The organism is Flagellimonas marina, from assembly GCF_042651185.1.
Lineage (GTDB): Bacteria > Bacteroidota > Bacteroidia > Flavobacteriales > Flavobacteriaceae > Flagellimonas > Flagellimonas marina.
This window is the reverse complement of sequence record NZ_JBHSCL010000004.1, coordinates 560485-575099: the sequence shown is the minus strand read 5'-3', so window position 1 is coordinate 575099 and position 14615 is coordinate 560485. Positions and strand designations below refer to the sequence as shown.

Genomic DNA, 14615 nt, shown 5'->3' with positions numbered 1-14615 from the left:
AACTTTAACTTTCTTTAACGCAGATTGCCCCAGTTATTCACCCCCTGTTAACAAAATACATTTTATAGCATCTCAAATAATCGTATTTTTAGCACCTAACTTACTATGAAATGGGCAAGATTATTGCTATTGCAAACCAAAAGGGCGGTGTGGGCAAAACAACCACTACGGTAAACCTTGCTGCTTCCCTTGGTGTTTTGGAAAAGAAAGTGTTGCTGATTGACGCCGACCCCCAGGCAAATGCCACATCCGGTTTAGGTATTGATGTGGATTCTGTGGAACATGGAACCTATCAGCTTTTGGAGCACACTATGCGTGTGGAGGATGTCATCATCCAAACCGATTCCCCAAATGTGGATTTGGTCCCGGCACATATAGACCTTGTGGCCATTGAGATTGAATTGGTGGACAAAGACAACAGGGAGTATATGATGAAGGAAGCCCTCAAAAATTTGGGTGATCGATACGATTTTGTCCTTATTGACTGTGCCCCATCTTTGGGATTGCTCACTTTGAACGCCCTAACCGCGGCAGATTCAGTGATGATTCCCATTCAATGTGAATATTTTGCGCTTGAAGGACTTGGTAAATTATTGAATACCGTAAAAAGCGTACAAAAGATACACAACAACGATTTAGATATTGAAGGTATGTTGTTGACGATGTACGATTCCAGGTTGAGACTATCCAACCAAGTTGTGGAAGAAGTAAAGAAACACTTTGCCGATATGGTTTTCGATACCATTATCCAACGAAATGTTAGGCTGAGTGAAGCACCAAGTTATGGCGAAAGCATCATAAAATACGATGCGAGCAGCAAAGGGGCCTCCAATTACCTTAACTTGGCCAATGAAATTTTAAAGAAAAACAAGGAGAAAGTTTAGATGGCGAAAGCAACGAAAAAACAGGCTTTGGGAAGAGGCCTGTCCGCTCTATTGAAAGATCCTGAGAACGATATTCAATCTGTTTCGGACAAAAATGCGGACAAGGTCATAGGTAATGTGGTGGAATTGGAAATTGATTCCATTGAGATGAATCCGTTTCAGCCCCGTTCCAATTTTAATGATGAAGCCTTGGAAGAATTGGCCAGTTCCATCCGGGAATTGGGCATTATTCAACCCATTACCGTTCGTAAGCTCGATTTCAACAAGTTTCAGTTGGTATCAGGGGAACGAAGGTACCGTGCCTCCAGATTGGTGGGTTTGGAAACCATACCGGCCTACATCAGAATCGCCAATGACCAAGAGTCCTTGGAAATGGCTTTGGTGGAAAACATTCAACGTCAGGATTTAGATCCCATTGAAATTGCCCTTTCCTACCAACGATTGATTGACGAAATCCAAATCACACAAGAAAAATTGAGCGACCGGGTAGGTAAAAAACGCTCCACGATCACAAATTACCTCCGACTATTAAAATTGGACCCCATCATCCAAACCGGAATGCGGGATGGTTTCATCAGCATGGGACATGGACGGGCCCTTATCAACATAGACAAAAAGAAGGAGCAAATCGCGGTCTATGAAAAGGTGGTCTCCGATGGTCTTTCCGTTCGTGAAACGGAACAACTGGTTAAATCCTTGAAGGAGCCCAAGGGTGCGTCTGGAGGAACTTCCAAAAAGGAATTAAAAAAAGTACCCAGCTTTGCGACCAAGGGAGCTGACGTACTGAAAGAACATCTTTCCACCAAGGTGGACATTACCGCTTCCGCAAGTGGAAAAGGTAAGATTGTGATTCCATTCCACTCTGAAGAAGAATTCCAGCGTATCAAAAAACTATTGACAGGTGAATAAAAACCTTCTTTTGTTGTTCTTTTTCTTGTTGTTTCTTCAAACTGGTTTTTCCCAAGAGGAGGAAAAAAAAGAAGAAGAGGCGCAACCCCAACCCACGGCTGTTGATTCCTTGGCTCAAAATCTTGAGGATAAAGGTATTACCGTACAGGAGGTCACCTATGAAAAAAAACGCATCAACCCTTTGGCACCCAGCAAAGCCGCTTTTTACTCTGCGATTCTTCCCGGATTGGGTCAGGTCTACAACAAGCGCTATTGGAAAGCTCCAATAGTCTGGGGAGCAATAGGTACGGGAATCTATGTTTATTCCATAAACAATACAAACTACAGAAGTGCCCGAAATGCCTTCAAAAGAAGACTTGCAGGTTTTGAGGATGACGAATTTTTTGATATCAATGGAGATGGAAACGGTCCTGATGTTTCCGATGAAGCATTGCAAGATGCCCAAGAACGTACGCAACGGGATAGAGATTTGGCCTTGGTAATCACCATTGCCCTCTATGCCTTGAATATTATCGATGCCAATGTGGATGCGCATCTTAAACAATACAATGTGGATGATAATCTAGCGGTGGACTTTAAGCCATACTTGGATTTGAATCCTGTGACTAACCAGCCTAACTATGGAATGGCTCTGGTCGTAAAATTTTAGAATATGAGGATAGGTCTGTTCGGTTATGGCAAAATGGGTAGAATGATTGCCGAAATTGCGCAAAGCAGAGGACATAAAATTGTTGCAAAAGTAGATGTTGACGCGGCTGATATTGACTACGCCTCCATGGATGTGGCCATTGATTTCAGTACTCCAGACTCAGCTTTCGACAACATTACGGGGTGTTTTGAAAACGGAGTCCCCGTAATTTGCGGTACCACAGGATGGTTAAATCAATACAATGAAGCCGTGGAACGCTGTAATAAAAACAAGAGTGCATTTATTTACGCTTCAAACTTTAGTTTGGGGGTAAATATTTTTTTTGAATTGAATGCGCATCTGGCCAAAATGATGTCCAAATTGGAACAGTATAAAGTTTCTATGGAAGAAATCCATCACACCCAAAAACTGGATGCCCCCAGCGGAACGGCCATCACTCTGGCAGAAGGAATCATAAATAACACAGCTTATACTGAATGGCAACTTGAAAAATCCGGTGATAAAATCATACCTATCACCTCAAAACGAGAAGGAATGGTTCCTGGAACACACAGTATTTGCTATGAAAGCAATGTGGACAGTATTGAAATAAAGCACACGGCACACAACCGGGAAGGCTTTGCTTTGGGGGCGGTCATAGCCGCCGAATGGATTCAGGGAAAAACAGGGGTTTTCTCCATGAAGGATGTGTTAAACCTAAGCTAAAAAACGTAACAACAATTTAGGCGGACAGTCTAACTAAGAAACTTATACATGAGCGGCACACAATGGATCATTTTTATCTTGATCATTCAAGTCATCCATTTTCTAGGGACTTGGAAGCTTTATATCAAAGCAGGACGAAAAGCATGGGAAGCGGCAATTCCAATTTATAATGGTGTTGTTTTAATGAAAATCATCAATCGCCCTTGGTGGTGGGTCATTTTGTTATTCATCCCCATCATCAATTTATTGATGATTCCCGTGGTATGGGTGGAGACCATCCGAAGTTTTGGAAAAAACACTCTATTGGATACATGGTTGGTGATTCTTACCCTAGGACTTTATATTTTTTACATCAACTATGCGGAAGATGTAACCTATATTGAAGACCGAAGTCTAAAACCACGCACAGGATTGGGAGAGTGGGTCAGTTCCATTGTCTTTGCCATAGTGGCGGCGACCCTTGTTCACACCTATTTCATTCAACCGTATGTGATTCCCACAGGTTCCTTGGAACGCACGCTTAGAGTTGGGGATTTCCTCTTTGTGAGCAAGTTTCATTATGGGGCCCGTGTTCCAATCACCACTTTGGCCGCGCCAATGGTACACGATACGCTTCCTGTTTTAAAAACAAGATCATATTTGGCCGATGTAAACCCAGAGACCCATAAAACTTCCTGGATCAACAAGTTGCAGTTGCCCTATATGCGTTTGCCCGGCTTTGAGCGTGTGAAGAAGAATGATATTGTAGTGTTCAGTCTTCCCTCCGATACACTGTACCAGTTCTTCAAAGCAGAAAAAGCAGTTAAAAAACCGATTGATAAAAAATCGAACTACGTTAAACGCTGTGTAGGCACACCCGGGGATTCTTTGGCGGTGATTGATGGCTATGTGCATATTAATGGCACCCGATTGAAATTGTCTGACCGTGCCAAACCCATGTATGATTATGAAATTTACGCTAAAAACGGAGTTTCAAGCCGGTTTTTGGAAGAGGTGGAAGCTTCGGATTATTTAAGGACTTATATTTCCGGTCCGCTGAACCAAAATCAATACAATGCTCTAACCCCTTATGTTCTGGGGGCCAACCGAACCCAAGATGGAAAAATTGAACTTATCGCAAATGAGGATGGTATCCCTATTGATGTTATCCGTCAATTGAGACTTTCCCTAACCGAGGAAAAGCCACGTTCAAGAATGGCCAATATGACTGATGAAATGGTGTCGCGGCTCCGGGAAAACCCAGCGATTGATTCTGTTGTTAAGACCGAAGAGCCCAAAGGCAGGTATGGTGGTGCGTTCCCGCAAAAACCGAATCTTTACCCTTGGAATAATGACAATTTTGGGCCAATTTATATTCCGGAAGCTGGCGCTACGGTTGAAATCAACTCCAAAACAATTCCGCTTTACAAAAAAATTATTCGCGATTACGAGCATAACGATGTAAAAGTGAGCGGTCAGAAGGTGTTCATCAATGGCGAAGAAGCCAATTCCTATACCTTTAAACAGGATTATTATTGGATGATGGGCGATAATAGAGACCACTCGGAAGACAGTAGAACTTGGGGCTACGTACCTGCCGACCACATCGTTGGAAAACCAGTCTTTCTTTGGATGAGTTTCGATAATTTTACTGAAGGTATTGCCAATTGGAGGCCACGTTGGGAACGGGTCTTTACTACCGTTGGTGGAAGTGGAGAACCAGTGTCTTATCGTTGGTATTTTGTTGCATTGATTGCGGGTTGGTTTGTGTTCGATTTTTTCAGAAAGCGAAGAAAGAATAAAGAAAATGGTTAACCCATACGATTATCGAATCAACAAATCAACAAATACTAGTCCATCCCTGCTATTTTCCAAGTATTGCCACCTTCGCCGCATTGGTGCAAGAAGATGTGATATGGGAAGCGAATGACAATTTTCAGAAGCAAACCTACCGCAATCGATGTTATATCTGCACAGATAAGGGCAAGCACATGCTCAACATTCCCATAAAACATGTGGGAGGCGCTGAAGGTCGCCAAAAATACACAGATGTTGAACTGGACAATACCTATAATTGGAAGAAGATACATTGGCGTACCTTGGAAACAGCCTATAGGACCTCACCTTTCTTTGAGTTTTACGAAGATGATATAAGACCTTTATATGAGGGAAACGACGATTCACTATTTGAGTATAACCTGAAAACCATACAAACCATAGCCGATTGTCTGGGAATTGAATTTCCAACGGAAAAGACCTCCAGATATGAGCCTGAACCAGGGAACTATTTTGACGCGCGATTTTTGGTCGAGGCCAAAAAAGAGACTCCCTTAAAAATGGAGCCCTATACCCAGGTTTTTGGGGAACGCCATGGTTTTATCCCTAATCTAAGTGTTTTGGACCTTTTGTTCAATGAAGGTCCCAACACGCTTTCCTACTTGAAAAGTCAGTCTTTAGATTTTTTGGATGTATAGACACCTCCTACATTACGGAATTCATTTTTTGGTTCCCATCCTCATTGCTTTTTTCTTTTTTAAAGAAAACAGAATAAAAGTTGTTCTTATTCTCTTGATGGGAATTGTAATCGATGTAGATCACCTTTGGGCCAATCCTTTGTTTGACCCAAATCGGTGTAGTATCGGTTTTCACCCATTGCATTCGTACTGGGCTATTTTGGTGTATTGCGTTCTACCCTTTTTTAAACCAACTCGAATTGTTGGGCTGGCACTGATTATACATATCATTGCGGATATGACGGATTGCCTACTGCTTTGAAGACAGTCGTAAAGTGGCCATGACGGGATAATGATCGGATAATTTTTCGTTGAAGTTTTTATGGGCGACTATTTCAAAATCGGAATCAGCAAAAATATAATCAATTCGCAATGGAAATCCCAAAAGATCATATGTTCTTCCAAAACCAGAACCTTTTTCCATGTAAGTGTCGTTCATGTCTCCTTTAATTATATGGTAAATATTGGAGTATTGTGTGTTATTGAAGTCTCCCACCACGATTTTCTTATGAGAAGTTTGCGCCATACTTTTCCTTATTAAGTTGGCTTGTTCATATTGTTTGAGCATTACACTCCTTGACTTGGAAAATAATCTTGAAGATTCCTCATTTTTGATGGTATTTAACCCAGGAACAATCCTAAATGATTGGAGATGGACATTATAAACCCTAACAGTATCCATACCTATCAAAATATCTGAATAAATGGCATTATTAAAGCTTTTGGGAAAACTTAGGGAATCTATTTTAATGATTGGGAACTTGGAATAAACAGACTGGATTACTTTTCCATTGTGTTTTCCATAAATAAAATCCACGTACTTGTATTTATACTGAGACAGGGCATTGTTACGCTTCATTACATAATATGTTTCCTGAAAACACACAATGTCAGGGTTCTTTTCGGTAACAAAGTCGTAGATAAGACTATCTATATTTTCGACATCCAATTGCTTGAGTTCATTAAAGCTCCTTGCATTGAAGCTCATAATTGTAAAAGAGTCATCATCATTGGTTTTCTCCTCTTTTCCTGAAAATCTATAAAAAGATCCCAATACCACATACCATAAAACCAATAAAACACCTGATAGTAAAAAATGTCTTTTTTTTCTTAGAGACCAGTAGACCACAAAAACCAGATTCAAAACAACCAAAAACTGAGCAACTAAGCTGATTACTGACAATGAGGGAACCCAATTTGTTGGAATGAAAGGTACCAACAGTGCAAGTAAAAGTAACAGAGCAAAGACACCGTTCAGAAAAAAAATAATTTTATCGACAAATGATAGCTTTTTCACAAATCAATCTTCCTTACCTGCTTTGAACAAATAATCTTTTTCTTCTTTGGACAGACTCTCATAACCCGACTTGCTAATCTTGTCCAAAATGGCATCTATTTTTCGCTGATGGGCCTCCTTATCGTAATCGGGTGTACCCTTCTTTGCTGCATTTTTTTTGTATACGGTTTTTAAGGGTGCTTTTTTCTCTTTGGGCTTAAAGAGTTGAACTATGCTGTCCCAGAGTTTGCTGAATCCTGAACCAATATCTCTTCCATTCAGTAATTGTCTGGCATAAATGTACCCCAAAAAAGCGCCGCCCAAGTGTGCCAACCTTCCTCCTATATTTCCACCATACGGAATCTGAATCAAGTCGACCAAAACAAAAAATGCCCCTACATACCATAACTTCACATTAAAAAATATGATTCTAACCTCTTGATTGGGAATATAGGCACAAATGAAAATGAGTACAGCGGTAACCCCAGCAGAAGCACCAATCAAAGCTGTATTTGTATTCAATAGGGTTGGGAATACATTATAGCTAAGAAGGAATACCAACCCCCCAATGATGACCCCTAAAAAGTAGACATTTATGAATCGCTGCGCATCAAAAAGATTGAGGAAAATCCGCCCTGTAAAATAGAGCATGAGCATATTCCAAAAAACATGCCCTAGCCCTCCGTGAAAAAAAGAATAGGTGACCAAGGACCAAGGCTGGCCAAAAAAATCCATGAAACCCTTGGGCAAATGGAACCATTGTGACACGGAATAGCCCAGAAGAGCCAAGGAAAGACCATCCAAAATAAAAACAAGCACGTTGATGGCTATCAGCTTTTCAGCGATGTTCATCCTTGCGATATAATATTGTATTCCTCCGCTCGCCATAAATCAATTCCAACGATTATCGTTAAACTGGTTTTTCTTCCAATACCACATCATTATGAACCCAATTAAGGCACCTCCAATATGTGCAAAGTGGGCCACACCGGTATTTACATTGCTGATACCGAAGATTAAATCCCCGGCAATCAATAAGGGTACAAAATATTTGGCCTTGATGGGCACAGGCAAAAATATCAGCATGAGTTTGGCTTCAGAATAGACAAAGGCAAAGGCTACCAAAACCCCATAAATAGCTCCAGAAGCGCCAACTGCCGGTGTATTGAAGGCGGTGAGCATACTGTCAATAGTATTTCTGGGAACAACATTGTACCAATCAGGGCTATATTGGCCACTGGAAATAATATCCATCACTTGGGCCTTTGCCACACCTGCACTTTCCAAAGCAGTTAAACCTTCGCTAAAAAAATAATAGTTCACCCCAGTATGAAGCATAGCTGAACCCAATCCCGCCGAAAAGTAAAAGAAAAGGAACTTATTCCTTCCCCACATTCGTTCCAATGGGGTTCCAAAAGCCCATAATGCATACATGTTGAACAAAATGTGCATCAATCCACCATGCATGAACATGTGGCTAACTACTTGCCACCATTCAAAATTGGCATTCTTGGGGAACCAAAGTGCCAACCATTGAAACAATTGATCCCCATATAATTGTGTGGCAAAAAACAAGATCACATTGATGATCAGCAGGTGTTTTACCGCCTCGGTCATTCTACCCATCTAGCTAAATTTTTTATCGATATCTCCTTCAGAGATAATGGTATATGTCAATTTTTGAAACGGACTCAATGTGGGTTCCTTGCAAGCGAACAAATTGTTCACCAACGCCTGTTGCGATTCTTGATCCAGAAATTCCCCAGTCCGCACGGCCAAGTTTTTGGACAAGACCTTTGCCAGCACTTCGGCCTGGGATAGGGAACCCTCCATAAACCCCTCTTTGTAATCCGCTATCAAGCGATCCAATACCGTGCCAATTCCACTTTCGGGAACCACCATCGGAACGCCTGTCACTTTTACAGTTTCTTCCTCCAAACTTTCAAAGGCAAAGCCAATGTTTGTCAGGCTATCCTTAATTTCTTTCAGTATGACCAACTCTTGTTTGGTAAAGGTCAATTCCAAAGGAAACAAAAGTTGCTGGCTCACACCTTCTTTTACGGTGATTTCTCCCAAAAACTTTTCAAAAAGAATTCGTTCGTGGGCCCGTTTTTGATGAATCACCAACATTCCAGATTTCACGGTGCTCACCACATACTTACGTCGCAATTGAAAAGTGGCGGCCAAATGCTCTTCTGCCAAATGGTCCTCTTCATAGATAGTCCCCTGGATTTCTCCTTCGGATTCGATGGCCACACTACTGAATTCCTCAATATCCACATCTTTTTCAAGGCCTTCGTATAATCCTTCCCAGCCTTTACTGCTCTTTTTTTGGAATCCACCTCCACTACTCCGTCCCATTGAAGAATCCTGAAATGGATTAAAGGTTGGGTCCACCGTAACCTTGGGCAGCGTTGCACCCTTTTCTTTGTACGCATAAGGCGTATCTAGATTGGGGTCATGGTCAAAATCCAAGACCGGAGCCACGTTAAACTGACCCAAACTATGCTTTATGGTTGACCGAAGAATGGCATACAGTGTATTTTCATCATCAAACTTCACTTCGGTCTTTGTGGGGTGAATGTTGATATCGATGGAAGACGGGTCCACTTCCAAATACAGAAAGTACCCAGGGTACATATCCTGTTTGATGAGTCCTTCAAAAGCTGCCACTACAGCGTGATGCAAATATGGGCTCTTGATAAAACGATTGTTGGCAAAGAAAAACTGCTCTCCCCTGCTCTTTTTGGCAAACTCGGGCTTACAGATGAATCCCGAAATCCGCACCACCTCGGTTTCCTCATTTACAGGAACCAAACGACTTTCCATCTTGCTTCCAAAAATATGGGCAATTCGTTGTCGGTGCTTGCCCTTGGGCAAGTTGAAAATCTCAGAACCATTATTGTAAAAATGAAACTCAATATTGGGATGGACCAATGCCACTCTATGGAACTCATCCGTGATATGACGAAGCTCCACTTGGTTGGACTTCAAAAAATTACGTCGTGCTGGAATATTAAAAAAGAGGTTCTTGACTGATATGGATGTCCCAACAGGCGCGGCCACCACATCTTGGGAAACAATCTTGCTTCCCTCAATCTTTAATTGGGTGCCGACTTCCTTGGATTCGGTTCGGGTCTGTATATCCACATGGGCAATGGCTGCAATGGAAGCCAAGGCCTCGCCCCGAAATCCTTTGGTCTGCAAATTGAACAAATCTTGGGCAGAGGATATTTTGGAGGTGGCATGTCGTTCAAAAGACAAACGGGCATCCGTTTCACTCATACCGATACCATCATCCACAACCTGAATCAATGCCTTACCACCATCTTTAACTATCAATTTTATGCTTGTAGACCCAGCATCGATGGCATTCTCCAATAATTCCTTAACCACAGAGGCTGGCCGCTGTACCACCTCCCCTGCTGCAATCTGATTGGCAACATGGTCCGGTAAAAGTTTAATGATGTCGGCCATTATGGATTCAGGAATATCGATAAATCAAAGTCGATCACAAAAAGGAACAACAAGACCAAAATGGCCACGATGATGAGAAAACGAAGTTTCAGGTTTTTGTCTCCCTCCACTTTTAGGTCATCCATGGCAGAGGTAACCTTGTTTTTGAGTCCCCGTTTTGTATTTGCGGTACTTCTGAATTTATCTAGTTTGTGTTCTATTTTAAAAGGATTGCCCTCACCCTTGTAATAGCGTGGTGAATAATTGAACGACTTATTTTTCCTGAGCTTCAGCGGGTTTCGCATGATATCCTTTTCCGTGTAACTTCAAAGGTACTCAAAATAGAAAAAAGGGGTAAAGGCCTACTGCCAAAAAATGTTAACAGCGGACAAGTTCAAGTGCAAGTTTCAAGTGCAAGTTCAGAAAATCCAGCTGCACAAAAGACATCGAAATATAAATCCTTGTTTTTTGGCTCTTGATTCTTGTGCTTGTGTTTGAACTTACTTGCCCAACACGGCCATTTGAATTGCTACGATAGCAGCTTCTGTTCCTTTATTGCCATGCTTACCTCCACTCCGGTCCTTGGCCTGTTGCATAGTGTCATCCGTCAGGACACAGAAAATTACGGGAACATCATAGGCTACATTCAAGTCTTTGATGCCTTGGGCCGTAGCACTGCAAACAAAATCAAAATGACTGGTCTCCCCACGGATTACACTGCCAATGGCAATTACTGCATCCACTTTTTGGGTCGTAATCATCTTTTTGCTTCCGAAGGTGAGTTCAAAACTACCGGGCACATCCCATTTTAGGATATTTTCTGCCTTGGCACCACAATCAATTAAGGCATCAAAAGCACCTTTGGCGAGAGCCGAAGTAATTTCAGTGTTCCATTCAGAAACAACAATCCCAAACCGAAGGTCCTTCGCATTTGGGATTTTAGTCTTATCGTACGTTGATAAATTCTTGTTCTCGGTGGCCATAATTTAATTTTGGGCCATTCCAATAAGACCGTCAATACCAATACCCTCAGGGGATTTTGGATATTCCTCCTTGATACGTTCAAAATATCCCAAAGCCTTCTCCTTCTGATTCATTTCCATGGCAATAACGCCTGCTTTATATAAGAATCTTGGTGTAGTGAACTCATTATCACTATGTGCAATTGCCTTTTCATAGTAATCCAAAGCATCTTCAGGCTGGTTCAATTGTGCAAATGCATCACCGATGCCTCCTTTTGCCATGGCACCCATGATAGCATCATCGGATGAGAAATTCTCTAAATGGGAAACAGCCTCTCCATATTGCTGAAGGTTTAAATAAGTCATTCCAGCAGAATATTCAGCTAAATTAGCGGCTTTAGTGCCACTGTATTCTTCGATGATATCCAAAAATCCGTATTTTCCCTCTGCACCGTTCAAGGCCAAAGTAAACAAGGAGTCCTTGGCAGTTTCACTCGCCAAAGCCTGATCAAAATATTGTTGTGGATAGTACAACTCATTGGCTGCTTGGGCCTCTTTAGGCTTTTGTATGAATTGGTGGTAGGCCAAAAAAGCCAAAACCCCAACAGCTACAGCCCCAATTACCCCTAAAATATAGTTTTGGTTCTTCTGAACCCATGCTTCGGTCTTGGAAGCACTTTCATCAAGGGTATTGAATACTTCAGCCGTTGTGCTGTCATGTTCTTCAACTTGAGCCTCTTCAGCCTTATTTTTTGGCTTAAAGCCTCTCTTCTTGTATGTTGCCATGCGTCATTTAATTGGTCGCGCAAAAATAAAGTTTTTATCCAAAACCAAAAGGCAATTTATTCGTTATTTTTGGAATCTTTAATTGGTTCCCAAACCCTAAAAATCCATTTGTTCCACTAACTTTTTATGTTTTTAAGACATTTATCTTTAGTCAATTACAAAAATTTTGATTCCAAATCGCTGGATTTTGACCCAGTCATCAACTGTCTTGTGGGCGATAATGGTGTGGGGAAGACCAACATTTTGGATGCTATTTACCACCTCTGTTTTGGCAAGAGTTATTTTAATCCGGTGTCCACTCAAAACATAAAACATGATACCGATTTTTTTGTGATTGAAGGTGAATTTGAGAAGGAACAACGCACCGAAAAAATACTCTGCTCCTTTAAAAAAGGGACCAAAAAAATAATCAAGCGTAATGGTAAGGCCTATGAAAAGTTTTCAGAGCACATCGGGTTTTTACCTTTGGTCATCATCTCGCCTTCGGACCGTGACCTTATTCTTGAGGGAAGTGATACCCGACGAAAATTCATGGATGGCGTCATTTCGCAATCGGACAAAGCGTATTTGCAAACCCTTATCAAATACAATAAGGTACTAGTACAGCGCAATTCGCTATTGAAGTATTTTGTGGCCAACCACACCTTCGACCCGAATACATTGGCCATCTATAATGAGCAATTGCACCTTCTGGGAACAGAAATCCATAAAAAAAGAACAGCTTTTATTTCCTCTTTTATTCCGATTTTTCAAGAACAGTACGCCCATATTTCGGATAAAAACGAAGAAATCATGCTTGCGTATGACAGTCAACTTTCGGAAGGAAACCTGTTAAAACTTTTGGAAAGCAACATCGATAAGGACAGGGCTCTGCAATATACTTCGGTGGGCATCCATAAAGACGATTTGAACTTTACCATAGCGGGACATCCCATTAAAAAATTCGGTAGCCAGGGGCAGCAAAAATCGTTTTTAATTGCATTGAAACTGGCCCAGTTCCATTTTATAAAGAAGCTGGCCAGCACCACACCAATTTTACTGTTGGATGACATTTTTGACAAGCTGGATGAGAGTCGGGTATCACACATTGTTGGACTGGTTAAAAATGAGAATTTCGGACAGATTTTTATAAGCGATACCCATGCCGAGCGCACGGAAAATGTTGTTAAAACCATTCACCAGAGCTATAAAATTTTTACCTTGTAGTATGTCTCGAATTCTTTCTTTTTTCCTGATTTTGATGCTTTTAAGCTGCAAAGAAACTACTGTTTCCGAATCAGACTTGCATTACCTAAACGGCTATTGGGAAATTGATAAGGTCGTTTTTCCGGACGGTAGCGTAAAAGAATATGGAATGAACCCCAGCATCGATTTTATACAATTAAAGGAAAACGAAGGCTACAGAAAAAAGATGCAGCCGAAATTTGATGGCAGCTACGCGACTTCAAACGATACCGAGAATTTCTCGATTGCTGAAGTGAGCAACGGTTTTGCCATGCACTACCAAAACAATCTTAGCGATTGGAAGGAAACTCTGGTGGAACTGGATTCCACTTCGTTCGCTGTGATCAACCAAGAGGGGGTCACCTATTTCTACAAACGATTTGAACCCATTAAAATCCCCCGATAATGGCAAAGCGACAGAATTCAAATTTACCCTTGAGTGAAGCGTTGAACGAGTTTATCAAAGAAAATAAGCTCCAAAAGGGCATGGACAAGGTGGATGCGCGGGAAGCTTGGGCCAATTTGATGGGAAATGGGGTTAACAACTACACCACAGGTGTGGAGCTTAAAAATGAGACACTTTTTGTGTCGTTATCCTCTTCCGTTCTTCGTGAAGAATTGAGTCTGGGCAAAACCAAAATCATTGCCATGATCAATGAGGAATTGGGCAGGGAATTGGTGAAGAAATTGGTACTGCGGTAAATGAACCATTACTAAAAGTCGTGAAAACCATTCTAGAAACCGAACGACTGCTTATACTGGAAGCCAGCCATAACGATGCCGATTTCATTCTACAATTGCTAAACAGTCCAAGCTGGCTTAAATTCATCGGTGACAAGGGGGTAACAACCAAGAAACAGGCCCTGACCTATATTGATGAGAGTTTAATCGATTCCTATAAAAAGAATGGCTTTGGACTTTATAAACTTTGTTTGAAATCGTCTTTGATTCCTGTTGGGCTCTGTGGATTTTTGCAACGCGATTATTTAAATCATCCGGATATTGGTTTTGCCTTGCTTCCCGAATTTGAAGGACAAGGATTGATGTTGGAAGCATGTCATGTCCTAATGAACCATGCTGAGTCCACTCTTAAATTCGAATGTGTTATGGCCATTGTACTGCCAATAAATGACAAATCTTGCCGATTATTGGAAAAAATTGGATTGCGTAACGTAGGAACCATTACGTCAAAAACAGGAGGTGAGAAATTGCTATTGTTCTCCAATAAAAAAAGCCGCTCAAATTGAGCGGCTTTCCCTTTAATTTTCATTT

General features: G+C 41.4%; 18 protein-coding genes. 11 read left to right on the top strand and 7 right to left on the bottom strand.

Annotated elements, in window-relative coordinates; genetic code table 11:
- The first annotated feature begins 110 nt into the window (after nt 1–110).
- Genes ACFOWS_RS06160 through ACFOWS_RS06130 form a run of 7 tightly spaced genes read left to right on the top strand, consistent with a single transcriptional unit; the run spans nt 111 to nt 5901 of the window.
- Entirely contained in the window at nt 111–884 is a 774-nt protein-coding gene (locus tag ACFOWS_RS06160; protein ID WP_379763068.1) for a ParA family protein, read from the top strand.
- Nucleotides 885–1793 (top strand): ParB/RepB/Spo0J family partition protein, encoded by a 909-nt coding sequence (locus tag ACFOWS_RS06155; protein ID WP_379763067.1) that lies wholly within the window; start codon nt 885–887, stop codon nt 1791–1793.
- Nucleotides 1786–2442 (top strand): DUF5683 domain-containing protein, encoded by a 657-nt coding sequence (locus ACFOWS_RS06150; RefSeq protein ID WP_379763066.1) that lies wholly within the window; start codon nt 1786–1788, stop codon nt 2440–2442. Before ACFOWS_RS06155 ends, ACFOWS_RS06150 begins: the two co-directional genes overlap by 8 nt.
- Before the next feature lie 3 nt (nt 2443–2445).
- Nucleotides 2446–3147 (top strand): 4-hydroxy-tetrahydrodipicolinate reductase, encoded by a 702-nt coding sequence (gene dapB / locus ACFOWS_RS06145; protein WP_379763065.1) that lies wholly within the window; start codon nt 2446–2448, stop codon nt 3145–3147.
- Between the two features lie 48 nt (nt 3148–3195).
- Nucleotides 3196–4941: a signal peptidase I gene (gene lepB, locus ACFOWS_RS06140; protein ID WP_379763064.1), complete on the top strand. Its 1746-nt coding sequence runs from the start codon at nt 3196–3198 to the stop codon at nt 4939–4941.
- 8 nt (nt 4942–4949) lie between these two features.
- Entirely contained in the window at nt 4950–5600 is a 651-nt protein-coding gene (locus tag ACFOWS_RS06135) for a WbqC family protein (protein WP_379764488.1), read from the top strand.
- Nucleotides 5593–5901: a DUF6122 family protein gene (locus ACFOWS_RS06130; protein ID WP_379763063.1), complete on the top strand. Its 309-nt coding sequence runs from the start codon at nt 5593–5595 to the stop codon at nt 5899–5901. The genes ACFOWS_RS06135 and ACFOWS_RS06130 overlap by 8 nt, the downstream gene beginning before the upstream one ends.
- Here ACFOWS_RS06130 and ACFOWS_RS06125 read toward each other — a convergent pair.
- From ACFOWS_RS06125 to ACFOWS_RS06095, 7 genes are all read right to left on the bottom strand, one after another.
- Complete coding sequence (locus ACFOWS_RS06125) at nt 5890–6714, bottom strand: endonuclease/exonuclease/phosphatase family protein (RefSeq protein WP_379763062.1); 825 nt, start codon at nt 6712–6714, stop codon at nt 5890–5892. The genes ACFOWS_RS06130 and ACFOWS_RS06125 overlap by 12 nt on opposite strands.
- 225 nt (nt 6715–6939) lie before the next feature.
- Nucleotides 6940–7803: a rhomboid family intramembrane serine protease gene (locus tag ACFOWS_RS06120; RefSeq protein ID WP_379763061.1), complete on the bottom strand. Its 864-nt coding sequence runs from the start codon at nt 7801–7803 to the stop codon at nt 6940–6942.
- Nucleotides 7804–7806: 3 nt separating this feature from the next.
- On the bottom strand, nt 7807–8541 hold the full coding sequence (locus ACFOWS_RS06115) for a rhomboid family intramembrane serine protease (protein WP_379763060.1): 735 nt from the start codon (nt 8539–8541) through the stop codon (nt 7807–7809).
- The gene (gene mutL, locus ACFOWS_RS06110; RefSeq protein WP_379763059.1) at nt 8542–10392 is read right to left on the bottom strand and encodes a DNA mismatch repair endonuclease MutL; all 1851 of its coding nucleotides are present in this window, start codon (nt 10390–10392) and stop codon (nt 8542–8544) included.
- Nucleotides 10392–10676, bottom strand: a complete 285-nt coding sequence (locus tag ACFOWS_RS06105) for a riboflavin synthase subunit beta (RefSeq protein ID WP_366587952.1) — start codon at nt 10674–10676, stop codon at nt 10392–10394. Before ACFOWS_RS06105 ends, mutL begins: the two co-directional genes overlap by 1 nt.
- 195 nt (nt 10677–10871) lie before the next feature.
- Entirely contained in the window at nt 10872–11354 is a 483-nt protein-coding gene (gene ribH / locus ACFOWS_RS06100) for a 6,7-dimethyl-8-ribityllumazine synthase (RefSeq protein ID WP_379763058.1), read from the bottom strand.
- Between the two features lie 3 nt (nt 11355–11357).
- A complete protein-coding gene (locus ACFOWS_RS06095; RefSeq protein WP_366587947.1) occupies nt 11358–12119 on the bottom strand; it encodes a tetratricopeptide repeat protein in 762 nt (253 codons plus the stop codon).
- 126 nt (nt 12120–12245) lie between these two features.
- On the opposite strand from ACFOWS_RS06095, the gene recF reads away from it, so the two are divergent.
- The 4 genes from recF to ACFOWS_RS06075 are packed head-to-tail and all read left to right on the top strand — an operon-like array spanning nt 12246 to nt 14590.
- The gene (gene recF / locus ACFOWS_RS06090) at nt 12246–13325 is read left to right on the top strand and encodes a DNA replication/repair protein RecF (RefSeq protein ID WP_379763057.1); all 1080 of its coding nucleotides are present in this window, start codon (nt 12246–12248) and stop codon (nt 13323–13325) included.
- A 1-nt stretch (nt 13326) separates the two neighbouring features.
- Nucleotides 13327–13749, top strand: coding sequence for a hypothetical protein (locus ACFOWS_RS06085; RefSeq protein WP_379763056.1), 423 nt, complete (start codon nt 13327–13329; stop codon nt 13747–13749).
- A complete protein-coding gene (locus tag ACFOWS_RS06080) occupies nt 13749–14045 on the top strand; it encodes a DUF721 domain-containing protein (protein ID WP_379763055.1) in 297 nt (98 codons plus the stop codon). The genes ACFOWS_RS06085 and ACFOWS_RS06080 overlap by 1 nt, the downstream gene beginning before the upstream one ends.
- A gap of 20 nt (nt 14046–14065) precedes the next feature.
- Nucleotides 14066–14590: a GNAT family N-acetyltransferase gene (locus ACFOWS_RS06075; protein ID WP_379763054.1), complete on the top strand. Its 525-nt coding sequence runs from the start codon at nt 14066–14068 to the stop codon at nt 14588–14590.
- Nucleotides 14591–14615: the final 25 nt, after the last annotated feature.